This window comes from Streptomyces sp. NPDC001852 (assembly GCF_042891825.1).
In the GTDB taxonomy this organism is placed as follows: domain Bacteria; phylum Actinomycetota; class Actinomycetes; order Streptomycetales; family Streptomycetaceae; genus Streptomyces.
This window is the reverse complement of the sequence record NZ_JBIATN010000024.1, coordinates 16,774-30,725: the sequence shown is the minus strand read 5'-3', so window position 1 is coordinate 30,725 and position 13,952 is coordinate 16,774. Positions and strand designations below refer to the sequence as shown.

The 13,952-nt window shown below is 71.8% G+C and carries 13 protein-coding genes; 6 read left to right on the top strand and 7 right to left on the bottom strand.

The window, feature by feature from the left end:
* Positions 1-35 precede the first annotated feature (35 nt).
* Positions 36-2,096, bottom strand: coding sequence for a thioredoxin domain-containing protein (locus tag ACFYZB_RS32935; protein WP_388764759.1), 2,061 nt, complete (start codon positions 2,094-2,096; stop codon positions 36-38).
* A 114-nt stretch (positions 2,097-2,210) separates the two neighbouring features.
* The gene (locus ACFYZB_RS32930) at positions 2,211-2,792 is read right to left on the bottom strand and encodes a helix-turn-helix domain-containing protein (protein ID WP_351209160.1); all 582 of its coding nucleotides are present in this window, start codon (positions 2,790-2,792) and stop codon (positions 2,211-2,213) included.
* 666 nt (positions 2,793-3,458) lie between these two features.
* Between ACFYZB_RS32930 and ACFYZB_RS32925 the strand changes: the two genes are divergently transcribed.
* Positions 3,459-6,662, top strand: coding sequence for a tetratricopeptide repeat protein (locus ACFYZB_RS32925; RefSeq protein ID WP_388764930.1), 3,204 nt, complete (start codon positions 3,459-3,461; stop codon positions 6,660-6,662).
* Between the two features lie 8 nt (positions 6,663-6,670).
* On the opposite strand, the gene ACFYZB_RS32920 is transcribed toward ACFYZB_RS32925, so the two are convergent.
* Both ACFYZB_RS32920 and mca read right to left on the bottom strand, forming a co-directional pair.
* On the bottom strand, positions 6,671-6,925 hold the full coding sequence (locus tag ACFYZB_RS32920) for a hypothetical protein (protein ID WP_388764757.1): 255 nt from the start codon (positions 6,923-6,925) through the stop codon (positions 6,671-6,673).
* Positions 6,918-7,778, bottom strand: a complete 861-nt coding sequence (gene mca / locus ACFYZB_RS32915; RefSeq protein WP_351209233.1) for a mycothiol conjugate amidase Mca — start codon at positions 7,776-7,778, stop codon at positions 6,918-6,920. The genes ACFYZB_RS32920 and mca overlap by 8 nt, the downstream gene beginning before the upstream one ends.
* A 134-nt stretch (positions 7,779-7,912) precedes the next feature.
* Between mca and ACFYZB_RS32910 the strand changes: the two genes are divergently transcribed.
* The gene (locus ACFYZB_RS32910; RefSeq protein WP_351209162.1) at positions 7,913-8,311 is read left to right on the top strand and encodes a DUF4307 domain-containing protein; all 399 of its coding nucleotides are present in this window, start codon (positions 7,913-7,915) and stop codon (positions 8,309-8,311) included.
* A 191-nt stretch (positions 8,312-8,502) separates the two neighbouring features.
* Complete coding sequence (greA, locus tag ACFYZB_RS32905) at positions 8,503-9,003, top strand: transcription elongation factor GreA (protein ID WP_351209163.1); 501 nt, start codon at positions 8,503-8,505, stop codon at positions 9,001-9,003.
* Between the two features lie 82 nt (positions 9,004-9,085).
* Here greA and ACFYZB_RS32900 read toward each other — a convergent pair whose 3' ends face one another.
* The 3 genes from ACFYZB_RS32900 to ilvA all read right to left on the bottom strand — a co-directional run bounded on the left by ACFYZB_RS32900 (position 9,086) and on the right by ilvA (position 12,285).
* Complete coding sequence (locus ACFYZB_RS32900) at positions 9,086-9,886, bottom strand: ABC transporter permease (protein WP_388764754.1); 801 nt, start codon at positions 9,884-9,886, stop codon at positions 9,086-9,088.
* Positions 9,883-10,869, bottom strand: a complete 987-nt coding sequence (locus ACFYZB_RS32895) for an ATP-binding cassette domain-containing protein (RefSeq protein WP_388764752.1) — start codon at positions 10,867-10,869, stop codon at positions 9,883-9,885. The genes ACFYZB_RS32900 and ACFYZB_RS32895 overlap by 4 nt, the downstream gene beginning before the upstream one ends.
* Positions 10,870-11,055: 186 nt before the next feature.
* Positions 11,056-12,285: a threonine ammonia-lyase gene (ilvA, locus tag ACFYZB_RS32890; RefSeq protein WP_351209166.1), complete on the bottom strand. Its 1,230-nt coding sequence runs from the start codon at positions 12,283-12,285 to the stop codon at positions 11,056-11,058.
* Between the two features lie 168 nt (positions 12,286-12,453).
* On the opposite strand from ilvA, the gene ACFYZB_RS32885 reads away from it, so the two are divergent.
* The 3 genes from ACFYZB_RS32885 (at position 12,454) to ACFYZB_RS32875 (ending at position 13,915) form a co-directional block, all read left to right on the top strand.
* Positions 12,454-12,954: a MarR family winged helix-turn-helix transcriptional regulator gene (locus ACFYZB_RS32885; RefSeq protein WP_388764928.1), complete on the top strand. Its 501-nt coding sequence runs from the start codon at positions 12,454-12,456 to the stop codon at positions 12,952-12,954.
* Between the two features lie 132 nt (positions 12,955-13,086).
* The gene (locus tag ACFYZB_RS32880; RefSeq protein ID WP_388764749.1) at positions 13,087-13,578 is read left to right on the top strand and encodes a sigma factor-like helix-turn-helix DNA-binding protein; all 492 of its coding nucleotides are present in this window, start codon (positions 13,087-13,089) and stop codon (positions 13,576-13,578) included.
* Between the two features lie 88 nt (positions 13,579-13,666).
* Entirely contained in the window at positions 13,667-13,915 is a 249-nt protein-coding gene (locus ACFYZB_RS32875) for a hypothetical protein (protein ID WP_351209169.1), read from the top strand.
* Positions 13,916-13,952: the final 37 nt, after the last annotated feature.

Here is a 13,952-nt window from a genome sequence, read left to right as displayed (position 1 = left end):
CAGTTCGCACCTTCCCGCGCCGGGATTCCGGAGGCTCAGGCGCTGTTCAGGGACGTACGGAGCCGTTCCGGATCGGTCGTCGGCGCGTCACAGGTGAAGTTACGGCAGACGTACGCGGTCGGTTCGCCCTGCTGCAGGGGCCGGTCGGCGAGGAGCGGGAACTCGTCACTGTCCGCAGTCCCGACGGCGACGACGGCACCCGGGGCGGTGCCCAGAAGTGCCGTACGGTGCAGGGCGGCCGTCCTCTCGTCCGCGAGGCCCGCTCCGGCTTCGGCTCCGGATCCCGGTCCTACGACGGCGATCTCCCTGGGGCCGTCGAGGAGGGCCTCGGCGACGGCGAGCCCCCAGCCGATGAACCGGGGCACGCGCGGCCCCAGGGTCTTCACGACACCCAGCGCCCGCTCGGCGGCGGTCCGGTGCGGCTCGGACCCGGTGTGCGCGGCATAGCCCAGCAGCGCGCCCGCCGCCGCGGTCCAGCCCGACGGGGTGGCGTTGTCGGTGGGGTCCTGCGGCCGGCGGATCAGCCGCTCGGCGTCGGAGGCGGTGTCGAAGAGCGCGCCGGACCCGGGGTCGGTGAAGCGGGCGAGCACCTGGTCGAGGAGCAGCCCGGCGAAGTCCAGCCAGACGCCCTCGCCGGTCACGGACGCGAGCGCGAGGAAGCCCTCGGCGACGTCGGCGTAGTCCTCCAGCACGCCGTCGTTCGGGCCGACACGGCCGTCCCTGCTGGTGCGGGCGAGCCGGGCGTGCTCGTCGAGGTGCACCCGGACGAGCAGGTCGGCGGCGCCGAGGGCGGCCTCGACCAGATCGGGCCGGCCGAAGTAGGCGCCGGTCTCGGCGAGCGCGGCGACGGCGAGGCCGTTCCAGGCGGCGACGACCTTGTCGTCCCGGCCGGGCGCGGGGCGCTGCCGCCGCTCGTGGAGCAGGCGCTCCTTGACCGAGGCGATCTTCTGGGCGTCGAAGACCGTGTCCTGCTGGGGCAGTTGGAGGACGGACTGCCCGTGCTCGAAGGTGCCCTCGTCGGTCACGCCGAAGTACTGGGCGGCGAGGTCGCCGTCCGTGTCCCCGAGGACGGCGCGCAGCCGCTCGGGCGTCCACACGTAGTACGCGCCCTCGACGTGCCGCCCGCTGCCGTCGTCGCTGTCGGCGTCCAGCGCCGAGGCGAACCCGCCCTCGTCCGTGCACAGTTCCCGCACGAGGAAGTCGGCGGTCTCCAGGGCGACACGCCGGGCGAGGTCCGATCCGGTGGCCCGCCACAGGTGGGCGTACACACGGCACAGCAGCGCGTTGTCGTACAGCATCTTCTCGAAGTGCGGCACGACCCAGTCACGGTCGACCGAGTAGCGGGCGAACCCGCCGCCGAGCTGGTCGTAGATCCCGCCGCGGGCCATCCGCTCACAGGTGTCCTGCGCCATCTGCAACGCGCCCTCGGCGCCGGTCCTGGCGTGGTGCCGCAGCAGGAACTCCAGCACCATGGACGGCGGGAACTTCGGCGCGCCGCCGAATCCGCCGCGCTGCGGGTCGTACTCGCGCGTGAGCCCGAGGAGGGCCTGGGCGAGTTCCTGCTCACCGGGCGGCTGGGCGCCCTGGTGGCTGATCTCCCGCTGGGCGAGATCGCGGACGATCTTCCCGGCGACCTCCGCGACCTCGTCCCGACGGGTGCTCCAGGCCTGTTGCACACCCTCCAGCACCTGCCGGAAGGAGGGCATGCCGTGCCGGGGCGCGGGCGGGAAATAGGTCCCGAAGTAGAAGGGCGCGGCGTCCGGGGTGAGGAAGACGGTCATCGGCCAGCCGCCCTGACCGGTGGCGGCCTGTACGGCCTCCATGTAGACCGCGTCCACGTCCGGGCGTTCCTCGCGGTCGACCTTGATGCTGACGAAGTGCTCGTTCATGAAGGCGGCCGTCACTTCGTCCTCGAAGCTCTCGCTCGCGAGGACATGGCACCAGTGGCAGCTCGAATACCCGACGCTCAGCAGGACGGGTTTGTTCGTCCTGCGGGCCTCATCGAATGCCTGAGCCGACCAAGGCCACCAGTCGACCGGATTGTCGGCATGCTGGAGGAGGTACGGGGACGTCTCGTGAGCCAGTCGGTTCGGCATACCCCCCATCCTGCCCCACACGTTCGGGTCAGTCCTGCGAAGGCTCGGCCTTCCGGACAGGGCACATTCGCGAGTAGTCCCAGGAAGGACTGCCCTTCATGCCCGGTCCGACGATCAGGTACCGGTCGCTTCGGGCGCCACGGGCTCCGGTACCGCGTAGAAACGCATCAGTACCGGGCGCGCCCCTTCGGGGGCCTCCTCGCGCGGGTGGCCGTAGCGTTCCAGCAGGGCGTGGTACTCCCGCAGGAAAGCGAGCAGTTCCTCCCTGGTCAGCCAGGTTCCGTGGCGCTGGACCTGGGACCAGCCCTCTGGACCGCGGTACTCCTGGTGGGCGCGGCGGTACAGGGCGGTGTCGAACTCGATCTTCAGGTGGGCGAGCCGGGCGGCGGCCTCGTACTCCTCCGGCGCCATCGTGGCCGGGTCGGGCGTGGTGTGGCTGAAGGGCCGGGACCGCCACCAGCGCTCGCGCCCGCCGGACTTCTCCGGGATCTCCTCGATCAGCCGCTGCTCGGCGAGTTTGCGCAGGTGGTAGCTGGTGGTGCCGGAGCTCTCGCCGAGTTCGCGAGCCAGGACGGTGGAGTTCGCCTCGCCGTGTCGGCCGAGGTATTCGAGGATCCGGCGGCGCAGCGGGTTGCCGAGGGATTTGTAGAGGGCGGTGCGCTCCAGGCTCGTCATCTCGGGCATGCCGTCGGTCATGCGGCCACGGTAACCCTGAGAACCCTGAGAAGACCCCCATGTCTGCCGAGATTTCTTTGCAGAGTTTTCTCTGCATTCTGGTGCAGTCGATGTCGGAGGGACGACGAGAGGGGGAGGACGTGAGCGTGAGTGTGAGGGTGGCGGAGACCGCTCGGAGGAAGTGGCCCTTGGTCCTGTTGGGGGCCACGGCGGTCCTGCTGGTGCCGTGGATGGCGGTGCTGGCCCTGACCCTGCCGGGCAGCACAGAGGTCGACAACTGGCCCCTGGCCTGGATCGGCCTCGACGTCCTCATGGCGACGGGCTGCGCGGCGACGGCCCTGCTCGGCCTGCGTGGCGATGCGAGGGTCCACCTGACGGCTTCGGCGACAGCGTCGGTGGCGGTGCTGGACGCCTGGTTCGACATAACGACAGCGGGCACGGGCGCCCCACTGGCCGAGGCGCTGCTGTGCGCGGTGGCGGAGGGGGCGCTGGCGGGGGCGTGCGTCTGCCTCGCGCTGGGCAGGGGAAGGGGCCGGCGCAAGGCGCCCCGCCGCCGCGAACCCGGCCGCCCGTCAAGGAGTGGGCACGAAACTCTCACCGCACCCCCTGATCACCACCCCCTCGCCATCCCGTCTCACTCGAAGGACACTCATGGGCAAGGGAGTTGGCACCGGAGGGGGACGGGACATGCGGGACGGCCATCGGGCGGAGGCCGAGCGGCTGCTGGTACGGGCCGTCGAGGAAGAGGTACGGCGCTCGGGCGGGCGGATCGACGGACAGCTGCTGCTGTCGCGGGCGCGCGGTGCGCTGGAGGCGATGGCGGGGGCGGCCGGCGAGGAGTACGAGGCGTACGTCCACGCGCTGGACGAGACCGAGGCGGGCCGGCTGACCTTCGGCCAGCGGTACGCCCGTGAGGGCGCCGGAACCGCGCTGCTGGTGGCGGTGGTCGCCGCGGTGGCCGCGGGCGTGGCCGACCTCTGCCTCGGCACCGGTGCCGGCCCGGCCGTCGGCGCGGGTGTCGCCGCGGGCGTGGTCGGTGCCGCCGCCTCCGTGGTGAAGGTGGCCGGCGCCCATCTGCCCGCCGCGCACCACCGGGCGGGCGCGGCCGGCCAGCCCGGCGGGACCGAGCAGCTCCGGCTGCAGTGGCTCACCGCGCTCGAGGTGCGCGGCATCCGCCCGTTCCTCGACCAGCAGCGGGTGCTGACCGCCTCCACCACCCCGAAGAAGAAGGGCGGCCCGACACTGCGCGGCGCAAACAAGAGCGCCGCGGCCCGTCGGCGTACGGTGCTGGAGCAGTCGTTCGGGCAGCTCCCGGTCGCGGACGGCCCGTTCGCGGGGCGCCGGGCGGAGCTGGCGCGGATCCGGCAGTGGGCGCAGGCCGCCCGGGCGGCCACCGAGACCCGGCCCACGGTGGTCGTGCTGCACGGCGAGCCCGGCTCGGGCCGGACCACGCTCGCGGTGCGCGCGGCGCACGAGCTGCGGGACCACTTCCGTGGCGCGGTGGTGGTGGATCTGCGCGGTGGCACCCGGGAGGCGGCGCCACTGGCGACGCGGGACGCCCTGCTGCATCTGCTCAACCGGCTCGGTGCGCCCCGCGAGCAACTGCTGTTCCGGGAGCGCTCCTCCCCGGACCAGCAGGTCAAGCGGCTCGGCGAGCTGTACCACCAGCACCTGTCCGGCCTGCCGGTGACGATCGTGCTGGACGACGCCTCGGACCCGGAGCAGGTGCGGGCGCTGGTGCCCGAGCGCTCCGACAGCCTGGTCCTGGTCACGGCCCGCAGCGCCCTGGACCTGCCGGCGGATCTGCCGGCCTGGGTGCACGATCTGCCGGTCGAGGCGCTGGACGCGGCGGGTGCCGAGGACCTGCTCGGCGCCGTCGCCGAGGACGCGTCGGGTCCGTACGACGCCGAGTCCGCCGACCGGATACGGGACCTCACCGGTGGGCTGCCGCTGGCGCTGAGGATCGCCGGCTCGGCGCTCGGCCCGCGCTCGCCCCGGCAGCTGGCCACGGATCTGGGCGCGTACGGCCCGGTGGAGCCGGTGGAGCGGGCCCTGTGGCTGCGCTACACCGACCAGCCGGAGCCGGCGCGCCGGCTGCTGCGCAGGCTCGCGCTCGCGGGCCGGGCCTCGCTGGGCGCCGCGGCGGCCGCAGCGCTGCTCGCCACCGACGAGGCCGAGGCCATGCGCCACCTTGTCGCCCTGGCCCGGGCGGGTCTGATCGACCATGTGCGCGGCAGCCGCTACCGGCTGCACGACCTGGTGCGCGCCTTCGCCCAGGCCCGGCTGCTGGACGAGGAGGACCCGGCCGAGCGCGCGGCGGCGCAGGAGCGGCTGATCGTGAACTACGCCGACCTGGCCGACTCGGTGCTGCGCCTGGTCGACGGGAACATGTCGACGCGCTCGCACCAGTTCGGCCCGCACGGTTTCACCTCGCTGGACGAGGCGCTGCGCTGGCTGGACGACGAGTCCAGCTTCATCACCGCGACCCTGCGCCACGCCGAGGGCGTGAACCAGTCGGCGGTGCAGAACCTGCTGGGCGCGCTGTGCGACTACTGCCTGCTGCGCGGCGACCTGTACCGGCTCGGGGAGATCGGCGAGCTGGCCGAGGCCGTGGACCAGGGGCTGCTGGTGCGCTCGGTGCAGTGGCGTACCGGTATCGCGGCCCGGCAGCTGGGCGAGCTGGACAAGGCGCGCACCACGCTGGCCTCGGTGGTGGACCTGTACCGGGAGGCGCACCATGACGCGGGGGCGGCCCGCGCCCTGTGCTCGCTCGGGATCACCCTGCACCACCAGGGCAACCTCACCGAGGCCGCCGCCCGGCTACAGGAGGCGCTGGATCTGCAGGCGGCGCCGGAGCTGGCCACGGACCGGGCCTGGACGATGCACGCCCTGGCCGCCGTCCAGCGGGACCGGGCGCGGCCGGCCGAGGCGCAGGACCTGCTCACCCGCTCCCTGGTCCTGCACCACGAGGGCGGTTCGGTGCACGGCGAGGCCTGGGCGCACTTCCAGCTCGGCCAGCTGGCCCTGCGGATGGGGGACGTACCGCGTGCGGAGACCGAGCTTCGGGCGGCCCTGGAGCGGTACGGCCGGACGCACGACGCGCGCGGCGAGGCCTGGGCGCTGACCCAGCTGGCCCGGGCCCGGCTGGTGGCCGGCGACGCCTCACCGGCCGTGGAAGGCCTCCGGCAGGCCGCCGCCCGGCACCGGGAGAACGAGGACGTGCGCGGCGAGGCCTGGACGCTGTACTACCTGGGCCAGGCGCTGGAGGAGGCCGGCGACGGGGACCTGGCGGTGCGCGATCTGGAGCGGTCCCGGACGATGTTCTCCCGGATGCGGGACGGCTACGGCCTGGCCTGCGCCCGGCACCACTCGGCGCGGGTCACCCGCGACCAGCGGGCCGCGCAGACCGGCTCGCTGCGCAACTCCGGCTTCGCCCGGCAGCTCCTGATGGACGCGCGGGCCGACTTCCAGCGCATCGGTGTCGCCCACGGCGAGGCGTGGACCTGCCTGGAGCTGGCGGTGGTCGACGCGGGCAACGCCCGGACACAGGCCGCGCTGGCGCTGTGCGACGAGGCGCTGGACCTGTTCGCCTCCTACGGCGACCGGCGCGGCGAGGACTGGGCCCGTTTCCTGCGCTGCACCCTGCTGCCCTACGCGGCGCCCGGCGGGGCGGAGGTGGGCACGGCGGTCGCCCAGGAGGAGCTGGCCCAGCTGGCCCGCGCCGGCCATCCCCTGCGGGACGAGAAGCTGGCCGACTACGTCCCCGCGTATGCCCTGCTGCTGGAACGCGGGGTCAGCCTGGATGACGGCTGGCAGGCCTGGCGGCTGCGCATGACTCCGGACCGCCACGCCCGGGAGGTGATGGGGGTGGCGGTGCCGGCGGGGCGCTGAGGCCCGGGTCAGCCTCGCTCGGCCGCGGAGTCGGCCTTCTCGGCCCTCCCCGCCTGCTCGGCCTCGGGGTCCGGGGGCTCCTTGAAGTCGACCTTGTTCATGTGCTTGCTCATCGACTTCATCAGGCCCCACACCGCCAGGGCCATCACCGCGAAGACGATGAAGCCGAGGACACCGGGGGTGACCTTGTTCTGGTCCACCTCCTTGGCGAGGGGGACCAGATGCGTCACTGCCAGGCTCACGCTTGCGCTCATGTCAGGCATTGTCCCGGATGCCCGCGAAGAGGTCGTCCTCGGGGAGGGAGGTGTCGACGAGCGACTTCGCCAGCTCGTACTCCTCCGTCGGCCAGACCTCCTTCTGGATCTCCATCGGCACCTTGAACCAGCCGCCGTCGGGGTCGATCTGCGTGGCGTGCGCGATCAGCGCCTTGTCGCGGATCTCGAAGAAGTCCGCGCACGGAATGTGCGTGGTCAGGGTGCGCTCGGTGCGCTGCATCTCGTCCCAGCGCTTGAGCCACTCACCGTACGGCGACTCCAGGCCGCGCGTGAGCATCGCGTGGTGCAGCGCCTCGGTGCGGGGGCGGTTGAAGCCCTGGTTGTAGTACAGCTTCTGCGGCTGGTAGGCGGGGCCGAACTCGGACTCCGGGTACTTCTCGGCGTCCGCCGCGCCCTCGAACGCCACCATGGAGATCTTGTGGGTCATGATGTGGTCGGGGTGCGGGTAGCCGCCGTTCTCGTCGTAGGTGGTGATCACCTGCGGGCGGAAGGAGCGGATCTGGCGGACCAGTTCGCCGGCCGCCTTGTCGACGTCCTCCAGGGCGAAGCAGCCCTCGGGCAGCGGCGGCAGCGGGTCGCCCTCGGGCAGGCCGGAGTCGACGAACCCGAGCCACTCCTGCTTGACGCCGAGGATCTCCCGGGCCTCGTCCATCTCCTTCTTGCGTACCTCGTGGATGTGCTCCTCGATGTACTTGTCGCCCTGGAGCTTCGGATTGAGGATGGACCCGCGCTCTCCGCCGGTGCAGGTCACCACCAGCACGTCCACCCCCTCGGACACGTACTTCGCCATGGTGGCCGCGCCCTTGCTCGACTCGTCGTCGGGGTGTGCGTGAACGGCCATCAGTCGCAGCTGGTCAGTCAAGACTCAATCCTCGGTCAGTCGGCGCCCCGTGTCTTCGGCGCGATCGGCGGCTTCTATAGTGACGGAATCGGGGGGCGAATAATTCCGGGACCGGTTCTGCCGAGAGGACGATCATGAGCACGGCGAGCGCGCGGCTGCCCGAGGGGCGCTACGGCCGTTCCTCGGACGAGCGTGCCGACCGCAGGCTCAAGGTCGCCGGTGCGGTGCTCGGCGCGGCCCTGCTCGCACTGGTCGGCTACTTCGCCTACCACTATGTGGTGGAGAGCAGGATCAGCGCCCAGGTGATCGCCTTCGACGCCACGGACAACGCGGTCGAGGTGCATCTGGAGGTCCGCAAGGACTCCGGCACCTCGGGCTACTGCACCCTGCGCTCCCAGGCGGCGGACGGCTCCGAGGTGGGCCGGGCCGACTTCCGCTTCACCGGGTCGGCCACGCGTATCGACAAGGTCGTCACGCTGCGTACGACGGCGAAGGGCACCACGGCCGAGCTGCTCGGCTGCCATACCGGCTGACCGGGGCCCGGACACTCCCCGGCTTCACCCGGAATACGTACACGCTGACCTGCGTTGATGTGATTCTGATGGCTTATGTCCTCCCCCTTCCGGCCTTGAATTGTTAGGCTCGTGGTTTCGCCCACCCGAGAGGGAACATTCTTCTGGGTAGGGCGATGCTTTGTATTCCCAGTACCGACGAGGAGCACCCTGTGACCCAGACCAGCGAGAACGTCACCTGGCTGACCCAGGAGGCGTACAACAAGCTCAAGGACGAGCTTGAGTACCTTACTGGTCCTGCGCGCACGGAGATCGCCGCCAAGATCGCGGCCGCGCGCGAGGAGGGCGACCTGCGTGAGAACGGCGGGTACCACGCGGCCAAGGAGGAGCAGGGCAAGCAGGAGCTGCGTGTGCGGCAGCTGACCCAGCTTCTCGAGAACGCCCAGGTGGGCGAGGCCCCGGCCTCCGCCGACGGTGCCGTCGCGCCGGGCATGGTCGTCACGATCGCCTTCGACGGTGACGAGGACGACACGATGACGTTCCTGCTCGCCTCCCGCGAGTACGCGAGCGCCGACATCGAGACGTACTCGCCGCAGTCCCCGCTGGGCGCCGGCGTCATCGGCCACAAGGTCGGCGAGGACGCGGAGTACGAACTGCCGAACGGCAAGAAGGCTTCGGTGCGGATCCTGAAGGCCGAGCCGTACTCGGGCTGACCACCCCACCCCATGTGACCTCCAGCCCCCGGTGTCCGGCGGATCCCGCTCGACACCGGGGGCTTCGTCATGCCCGAAGCCGTCAGGCGGTGGCCGAGCGGTACTTGCGGACCGCGAGGGTGCGGAAGACGAGGATGATCACGACCGACCAGATCAGCGAGGCCCAGACGGGGTGCTGCATGGGCCAGGCGTCGGCGGCCCGGAAACCCGGGGGAAGGTTCCCGAACAACTCGCGGGAGGCCTGGACGGTGGCGCTGAAGGGGTTCCACTCCGCGACGTGCCGCAGGAAGGCCGGCATCTTGTTCGCGTCCACGAACGCGTTGGAGATGAACGTCAGCGGGAACAGCCAGATCAGGCCGCCCGAGGTCGCCGCTTCAGGAGTGCGCACGGACAGGCCGATGAGCGCGCCGATCCACGAGAACGCGTACCCGAGCAGCAGGAGCAGTCCGAATCCGGCGAGCACCTTGCCGAGGTTCTCGTGCGTGCGCCAGCCGACGATCAGGGCGACGACCGCGAGGACGACCATGGTGAGCGCGGTCTGCACCAGGTCGGCGAGGGTGCGCCCAGTCAGGACCGCGCCGCGCGCCATGGGCAGGGAGCGGAAGCGGTCGATGAGCCCCTTGTGCATGTCGTCCGCGATGCCGGCACCGGCGCCCGCCGTGGCGAAGGTGACCGTCTGCGCGAAGATGCCGGCCATCAGGAACTCACGGTAGGCCTGGGTCGAGTTGGACGAGCCGACCTGGATCGAGCCGCCGAACACGTAGGTGAACAGCACCACGAACATGATGGGCTGGATCAGCCCGAAGATCAGCATCTCGGGAATCCGGCCCATGCGGATCAGGTTCCGGCGGGCTACGACCAGTGAATCGTTCACGGCGCTCACTTCACGGCCTCCTCGGCGGTCGCCTCGTCGTCCTGGGCGGCGGTCTCGGCCACGTGTCCCGTCAGCGACAGGAAGACGTCGTCGAGGGTGGGGCGGCGCAGCCCTATGTCGTCTATCTCGATCCCGCGGGTGTCCAGCTCGCGGATGATCTCGGCGAGCAGCTTGGCCCCGCCGGTCACCGGGACCGTGAGCTTGCGGGTGTGCTCCTCGACCGTGACCTCGCCCTTGCCGAAGCCGCGCAAGACCTCGGCGGCGCTCGCGATGTGCTCGCGCTCGTGCACCACGACCTCGACGCGTTCACCGCCGGTGCGGGCCTTGAGCTGGTCGGAGGTGCCCTTGGCGATGACCCGGCCGTGGTCGACCACCGCGATCTCGTGGGCGAGGTGGTCGGCCTCCTCCAGGTACTGCGTGGTGAGCAGCAGCGTCGTACCGCCGGAGACGAGCTGTTTGATGACCTCCCACAACTGCTGGCGGTTGCGCGGGTCCAGGCCGGTCGTCGGCTCGTCCATGAACATCACCGGCGGCGAGACCACGAGGGCCGCGGCGAGGTCGAGCCGGCGGCGCATGCCTCCGGAGTAGGTCTTGGCGGGGCGGTCGGCGGCGTCCGCGAGGTTGAACTGCTCCAGCAGCTCCGCCGCGCGTGCCTTCGCCGCCTTGCCCTTCATCTGGTACAGCTGTCCGACCATCTGCAGGTTCTCCCGGCCGGTCAGATACTCGTCGACCGCCGCGAACTGACCGGACAGGCCGATGGAGCGGCGTACGGCGTCGGGGTCCTTCAGCACGTCCACGCCCGCGACGACCGCCTTGCCGCTGTCGGGGCGCAGGAGCGTGGTCAGGCAGCGGACGGTCGTCGTCTTGCCGGCGCCGTTCGGCCCGAGAAGGCCGAGGACCGTGCCCTCGGGCACGTCCAGGTCTACGCCGTCGAGAGCCCTTACGTCGCCGAAGGTCTTCACCAGGCCTTCGGCATGGATGGCGCCTGGCATGTCTGTCTCCACGTCGTCGGGGATGTTTCGGAAAGGCTAGGTTTGCGGGTTCGCACGCGCCTGCGATTTTCCGCATGCGGCGGTGGGGCCACAGCCTCCGCGACACACCATAACGCGATGTATCGCGTTCCTCAATGGACTTCACCGGAACGGGTGGCGAAGGGGGACAGAAGGCCGGCCCCGGCCTCAGTCGATGACGGTGTAACCCGCGTCCCGCAGGGCCTGGCCGACCTCGGCGCAGTGCACCGGGCCCTTCGTCTCGAGGTGCAGCTCCACCTCCGCCTCCGTGAGCCCGAGCCGGGGGTCGGTTCGTACGTGGCTCACGTCGAGGACATTAGCGTCGACCACTGACAACACCCCGAGGAGCGTGGCAAGGGCGCCCGGGCGGTCCGTCAGCCGGAGCCGAACGGCCAGGTAGCGGCCTTGCGCGGCCATGCCGTGCCGCAGCACGCGCTGCAGCAGCACCGGATCCACGTTGCCCCCGGAGAGCACGGCGACGACCGGCCCCTCGAAGGTGTCCGGCGCCGCCAGCAGCGCCGCCACCGGGCTCGCCCCGGCCGGCTCCACGACCAGCTTGGCCCGCTCCAGGCAGAGCAGCAGCGCGGCCGACAACTGGTCCTCGCCGACCGTGCGCACCTCGTCGACCAGGTCCCTGACGATCCCGAACGGCACCTGGCCCGGCCGCCCCACCTTGATCCCGTCGGCCATCGTCGCCGGGTGCCGCACGGACACCGGGTGCCCGGCGGCCAGCGACGGCGGGTAGGCCGCCGCACCCTCCGCCTGCACGCCGACGATCCGGACGTCCGGCCGGATCGCCTTCACCGCCACCGCGATACCGGCCGCGAGCCCGCCGCCGCCGATGCCGACGACGATCGTGCGCACCTCCGGGCACTGCTCCAGGATCTCCAGGCCGACCGTGCCCTGACCGGCGATGACGTCCGGGTGGTCGAAGGGATGGATGAACACCGCCCCCGTCTGGGCCGCGTACTCCTCGGCGGCGGCCAGCGTCTCGTCGACCACCTGGCCGTGCAGGCGGACCTCGGCGCCGTAGTCGCGCGTCGCGCTGATCTTCGGCAGCGGCGCGCCCTTCGGCATGAACACCGTGGAGTGCACACCGAGCAGCGAGGAGGCGAGCGCCACGCCCTGCGCGTGGTTCCCGGCGCTCGCGGCCACCACCCCGGCCGCCCTTTCCTCCGGCAGCAGCCCGGAGATCCGCACATAGGCGCCGCGCAGCTTGAACGATCCGGTCCGCTGCAGGTTCTCGCACTTCAGATGCACCGGCGCGCCGACCAGCTGGGTCAGGTGGCGGCTGCCCTCCATCGCGGTCACGCGTGCCACGCCCGAGAGCATCTTCTGGGCGCCGCGCACGTCGTCGAGGGTGACGGAACGCAAGGAGTCAGCCGTGCCGTAGCTCATGACTCCAGCATCGCAGTTCACGGTCGTACACGACGGGTGTGACCAAGCTCCGAGACCGGTTTGTGCAGCGCCGGTACGGCCCGCCGCCGGGCCGCGTACCCTGTCCCCCAACCCAGCAGCCCTTCATGAAGCGAGCCTCCGGCCATGCCCACAACACCTGAAATGTCGATGGACATGACGACCGTCGGTGACACCGGCCTCCTCGACACCCTCCAGCACGAGGTGGCGGTGTTCGCCCGCCGTGCCGAACAGACGCGGCTCGGCGGGGTCGGGCAGGTGCGCAACTCCATGGACCGCGCGGCGTACCTGCTGCTCAACCGCCTCGACAAGGAAGGCCCGATGGGCGTCAAGGCGCTCGCCGCGAGCATGGGCATCGACTCCTCCACGGTCACCCGGCAGGTGGCTCCGCTGGTCGACACCGGGCTCGTCAAGCGCACCTCGCACCCCGAGGACGGGCGGGCGGTGGTCCTTCAGCTGTCCCCGCGCGGGGTCGCCCGGCTGGAGGAGGTGCGCTCCTCCAGGCGTCAGCTGATGGCCGAGCTGACACAGGACTGGGCACCGGAGGAGCGCGAGCAGTTCTGCACGCTCCTGACCCGGTTCAACGGCGCGCTGTCCGCGCGGATGACGGTGCAGGGCACCGGGCCGGCCGACCAGCCGCCGGCGTCCTGAGACGCGCCGGGCAGAGTACGGGTCCGGAGTCTTGACCCCGGGCCGCCACTGGCCTCATATGAGACCGGGTCCTGCGTCGTACGCGGTTCACCTGTCCCGTACCGGACAGGACCCCCTCTAGGGGGAGGCGTGGTGCGTGATCGGCAGGTGTCCCGAGGAGCCCGCCGGGCCCGGGAGTTCGAGGCGTTCGTCGCGGGTGCGGCCGGACGTCTGCTGCATGCCGCCACGCTGCTGACCGCGGAGGCGCCGGACGCCAACCCGCGCGCGCGGCGCCTGCTGACGCTCGCGCTCGCCCACACCTACGCGCGCTGGGACCGGCTGCACGGCGAGGACCCGTACGACTGCGCCCGCCAGTACCTCGCCACCCGCTTCGCACGCGCAACCTGGCACCAGTACGGCGCCTTCGGCCGGATGCGCCCGGATCCACGCAGCCCGCTCGCCGCCCTGGGCCCGCAGGAACGGCTGATCCTGGTCCTGCGCCTGTACGAAGGCGTCGCCGAGGAGCAGGCGGCGGCCCTCCTCGGACTCCCACGCGAGCGCATCCACACCATCTGCGACCGCGCGACAGCCACCCTGCTCCACCCCACTCCACGTACGGCGGGCAGAGAGGTGGCGCCTTCATGAAGGGGCGGCGAGTCGGCGAGAGTGCCGGGCCCGTGGGCGGCCCGAGCAGCGTGCGGATGTCCGGGATCCGGTGCAGTGGGAGGGCGGTGTGAACCGGCCCCAACGGGAGGCCGCCGCGCGGCAGATCATGGAGCAGGCGCCGGCACCGGTGCCGGCGGACCTGTGCTCGGAGGCGGTGCGCCGCGGCGAGCGCCTGCTGCGGCGCGGGCAGCTCGTCCGCCGGGTGCTGTGGCTGCTGGCCTGCGCCGCAGCCGTCGCGTTCAGCGTGTGGGCGGCCCGCGTACACCCGTGGACGGAGCCGCCCTCCCAGACGACGCCACCGGTCACCGGCTGGTGAGCCGCGGGCCGACGGGAGATGCGGCCCGCGTACGACG

What these genes read in the sequence shown, in the direction of transcription:
- ACFYZB_RS32935 (WP_388764759.1), bottom strand. Translation starts at nt 2,096, where the DNA reads ATGCCGAACCGACTGGCTCACGAGACGTCCCCGTACCTCCTCCAGCAT.
- ACFYZB_RS32930 (WP_351209160.1), bottom strand. Translation starts at nt 2,792, where the DNA reads ATGACCGACGGCATGCCCGAGATGACGAGCCTGGAGCGCACCGCCCTC.
- ACFYZB_RS32925 (WP_388764930.1), top strand. Translation starts at nt 3,459, where the DNA reads ATGCGGGACGGCCATCGGGCGGAGGCCGAGCGGCTGCTGGTACGGGCC.
- ACFYZB_RS32920 (WP_388764757.1), bottom strand. Translation starts at nt 6,925, where the DNA reads ATGCCTGACATGAGCGCAAGCGTGAGCCTGGCAGTGACGCATCTGGTC.
- mca (WP_351209233.1), bottom strand. Translation starts at nt 7,778, where the DNA reads ATGGCCGTTCACGCACACCCCGACGACGAGTCGAGCAAGGGCGCGGCC.
- ACFYZB_RS32910 (WP_351209162.1), top strand. Translation starts at nt 7,913, where the DNA reads ATGAGCACGGCGAGCGCGCGGCTGCCCGAGGGGCGCTACGGCCGTTCC.
- ACFYZB_RS32895 (WP_388764752.1), bottom strand. Translation starts at nt 10,869, where the DNA reads ATGCCAGGCGCCATCCATGCCGAAGGCCTGGTGAAGACCTTCGGCGAC.
- ilvA (WP_351209166.1), bottom strand. Translation starts at nt 12,285, where the DNA reads ATGAGCTACGGCACGGCTGACTCCTTGCGTTCCGTCACCCTCGACGAC.
- ACFYZB_RS32885 (WP_388764928.1), top strand. Translation starts at nt 12,454, where the DNA reads ATGGACATGACGACCGTCGGTGACACCGGCCTCCTCGACACCCTCCAG.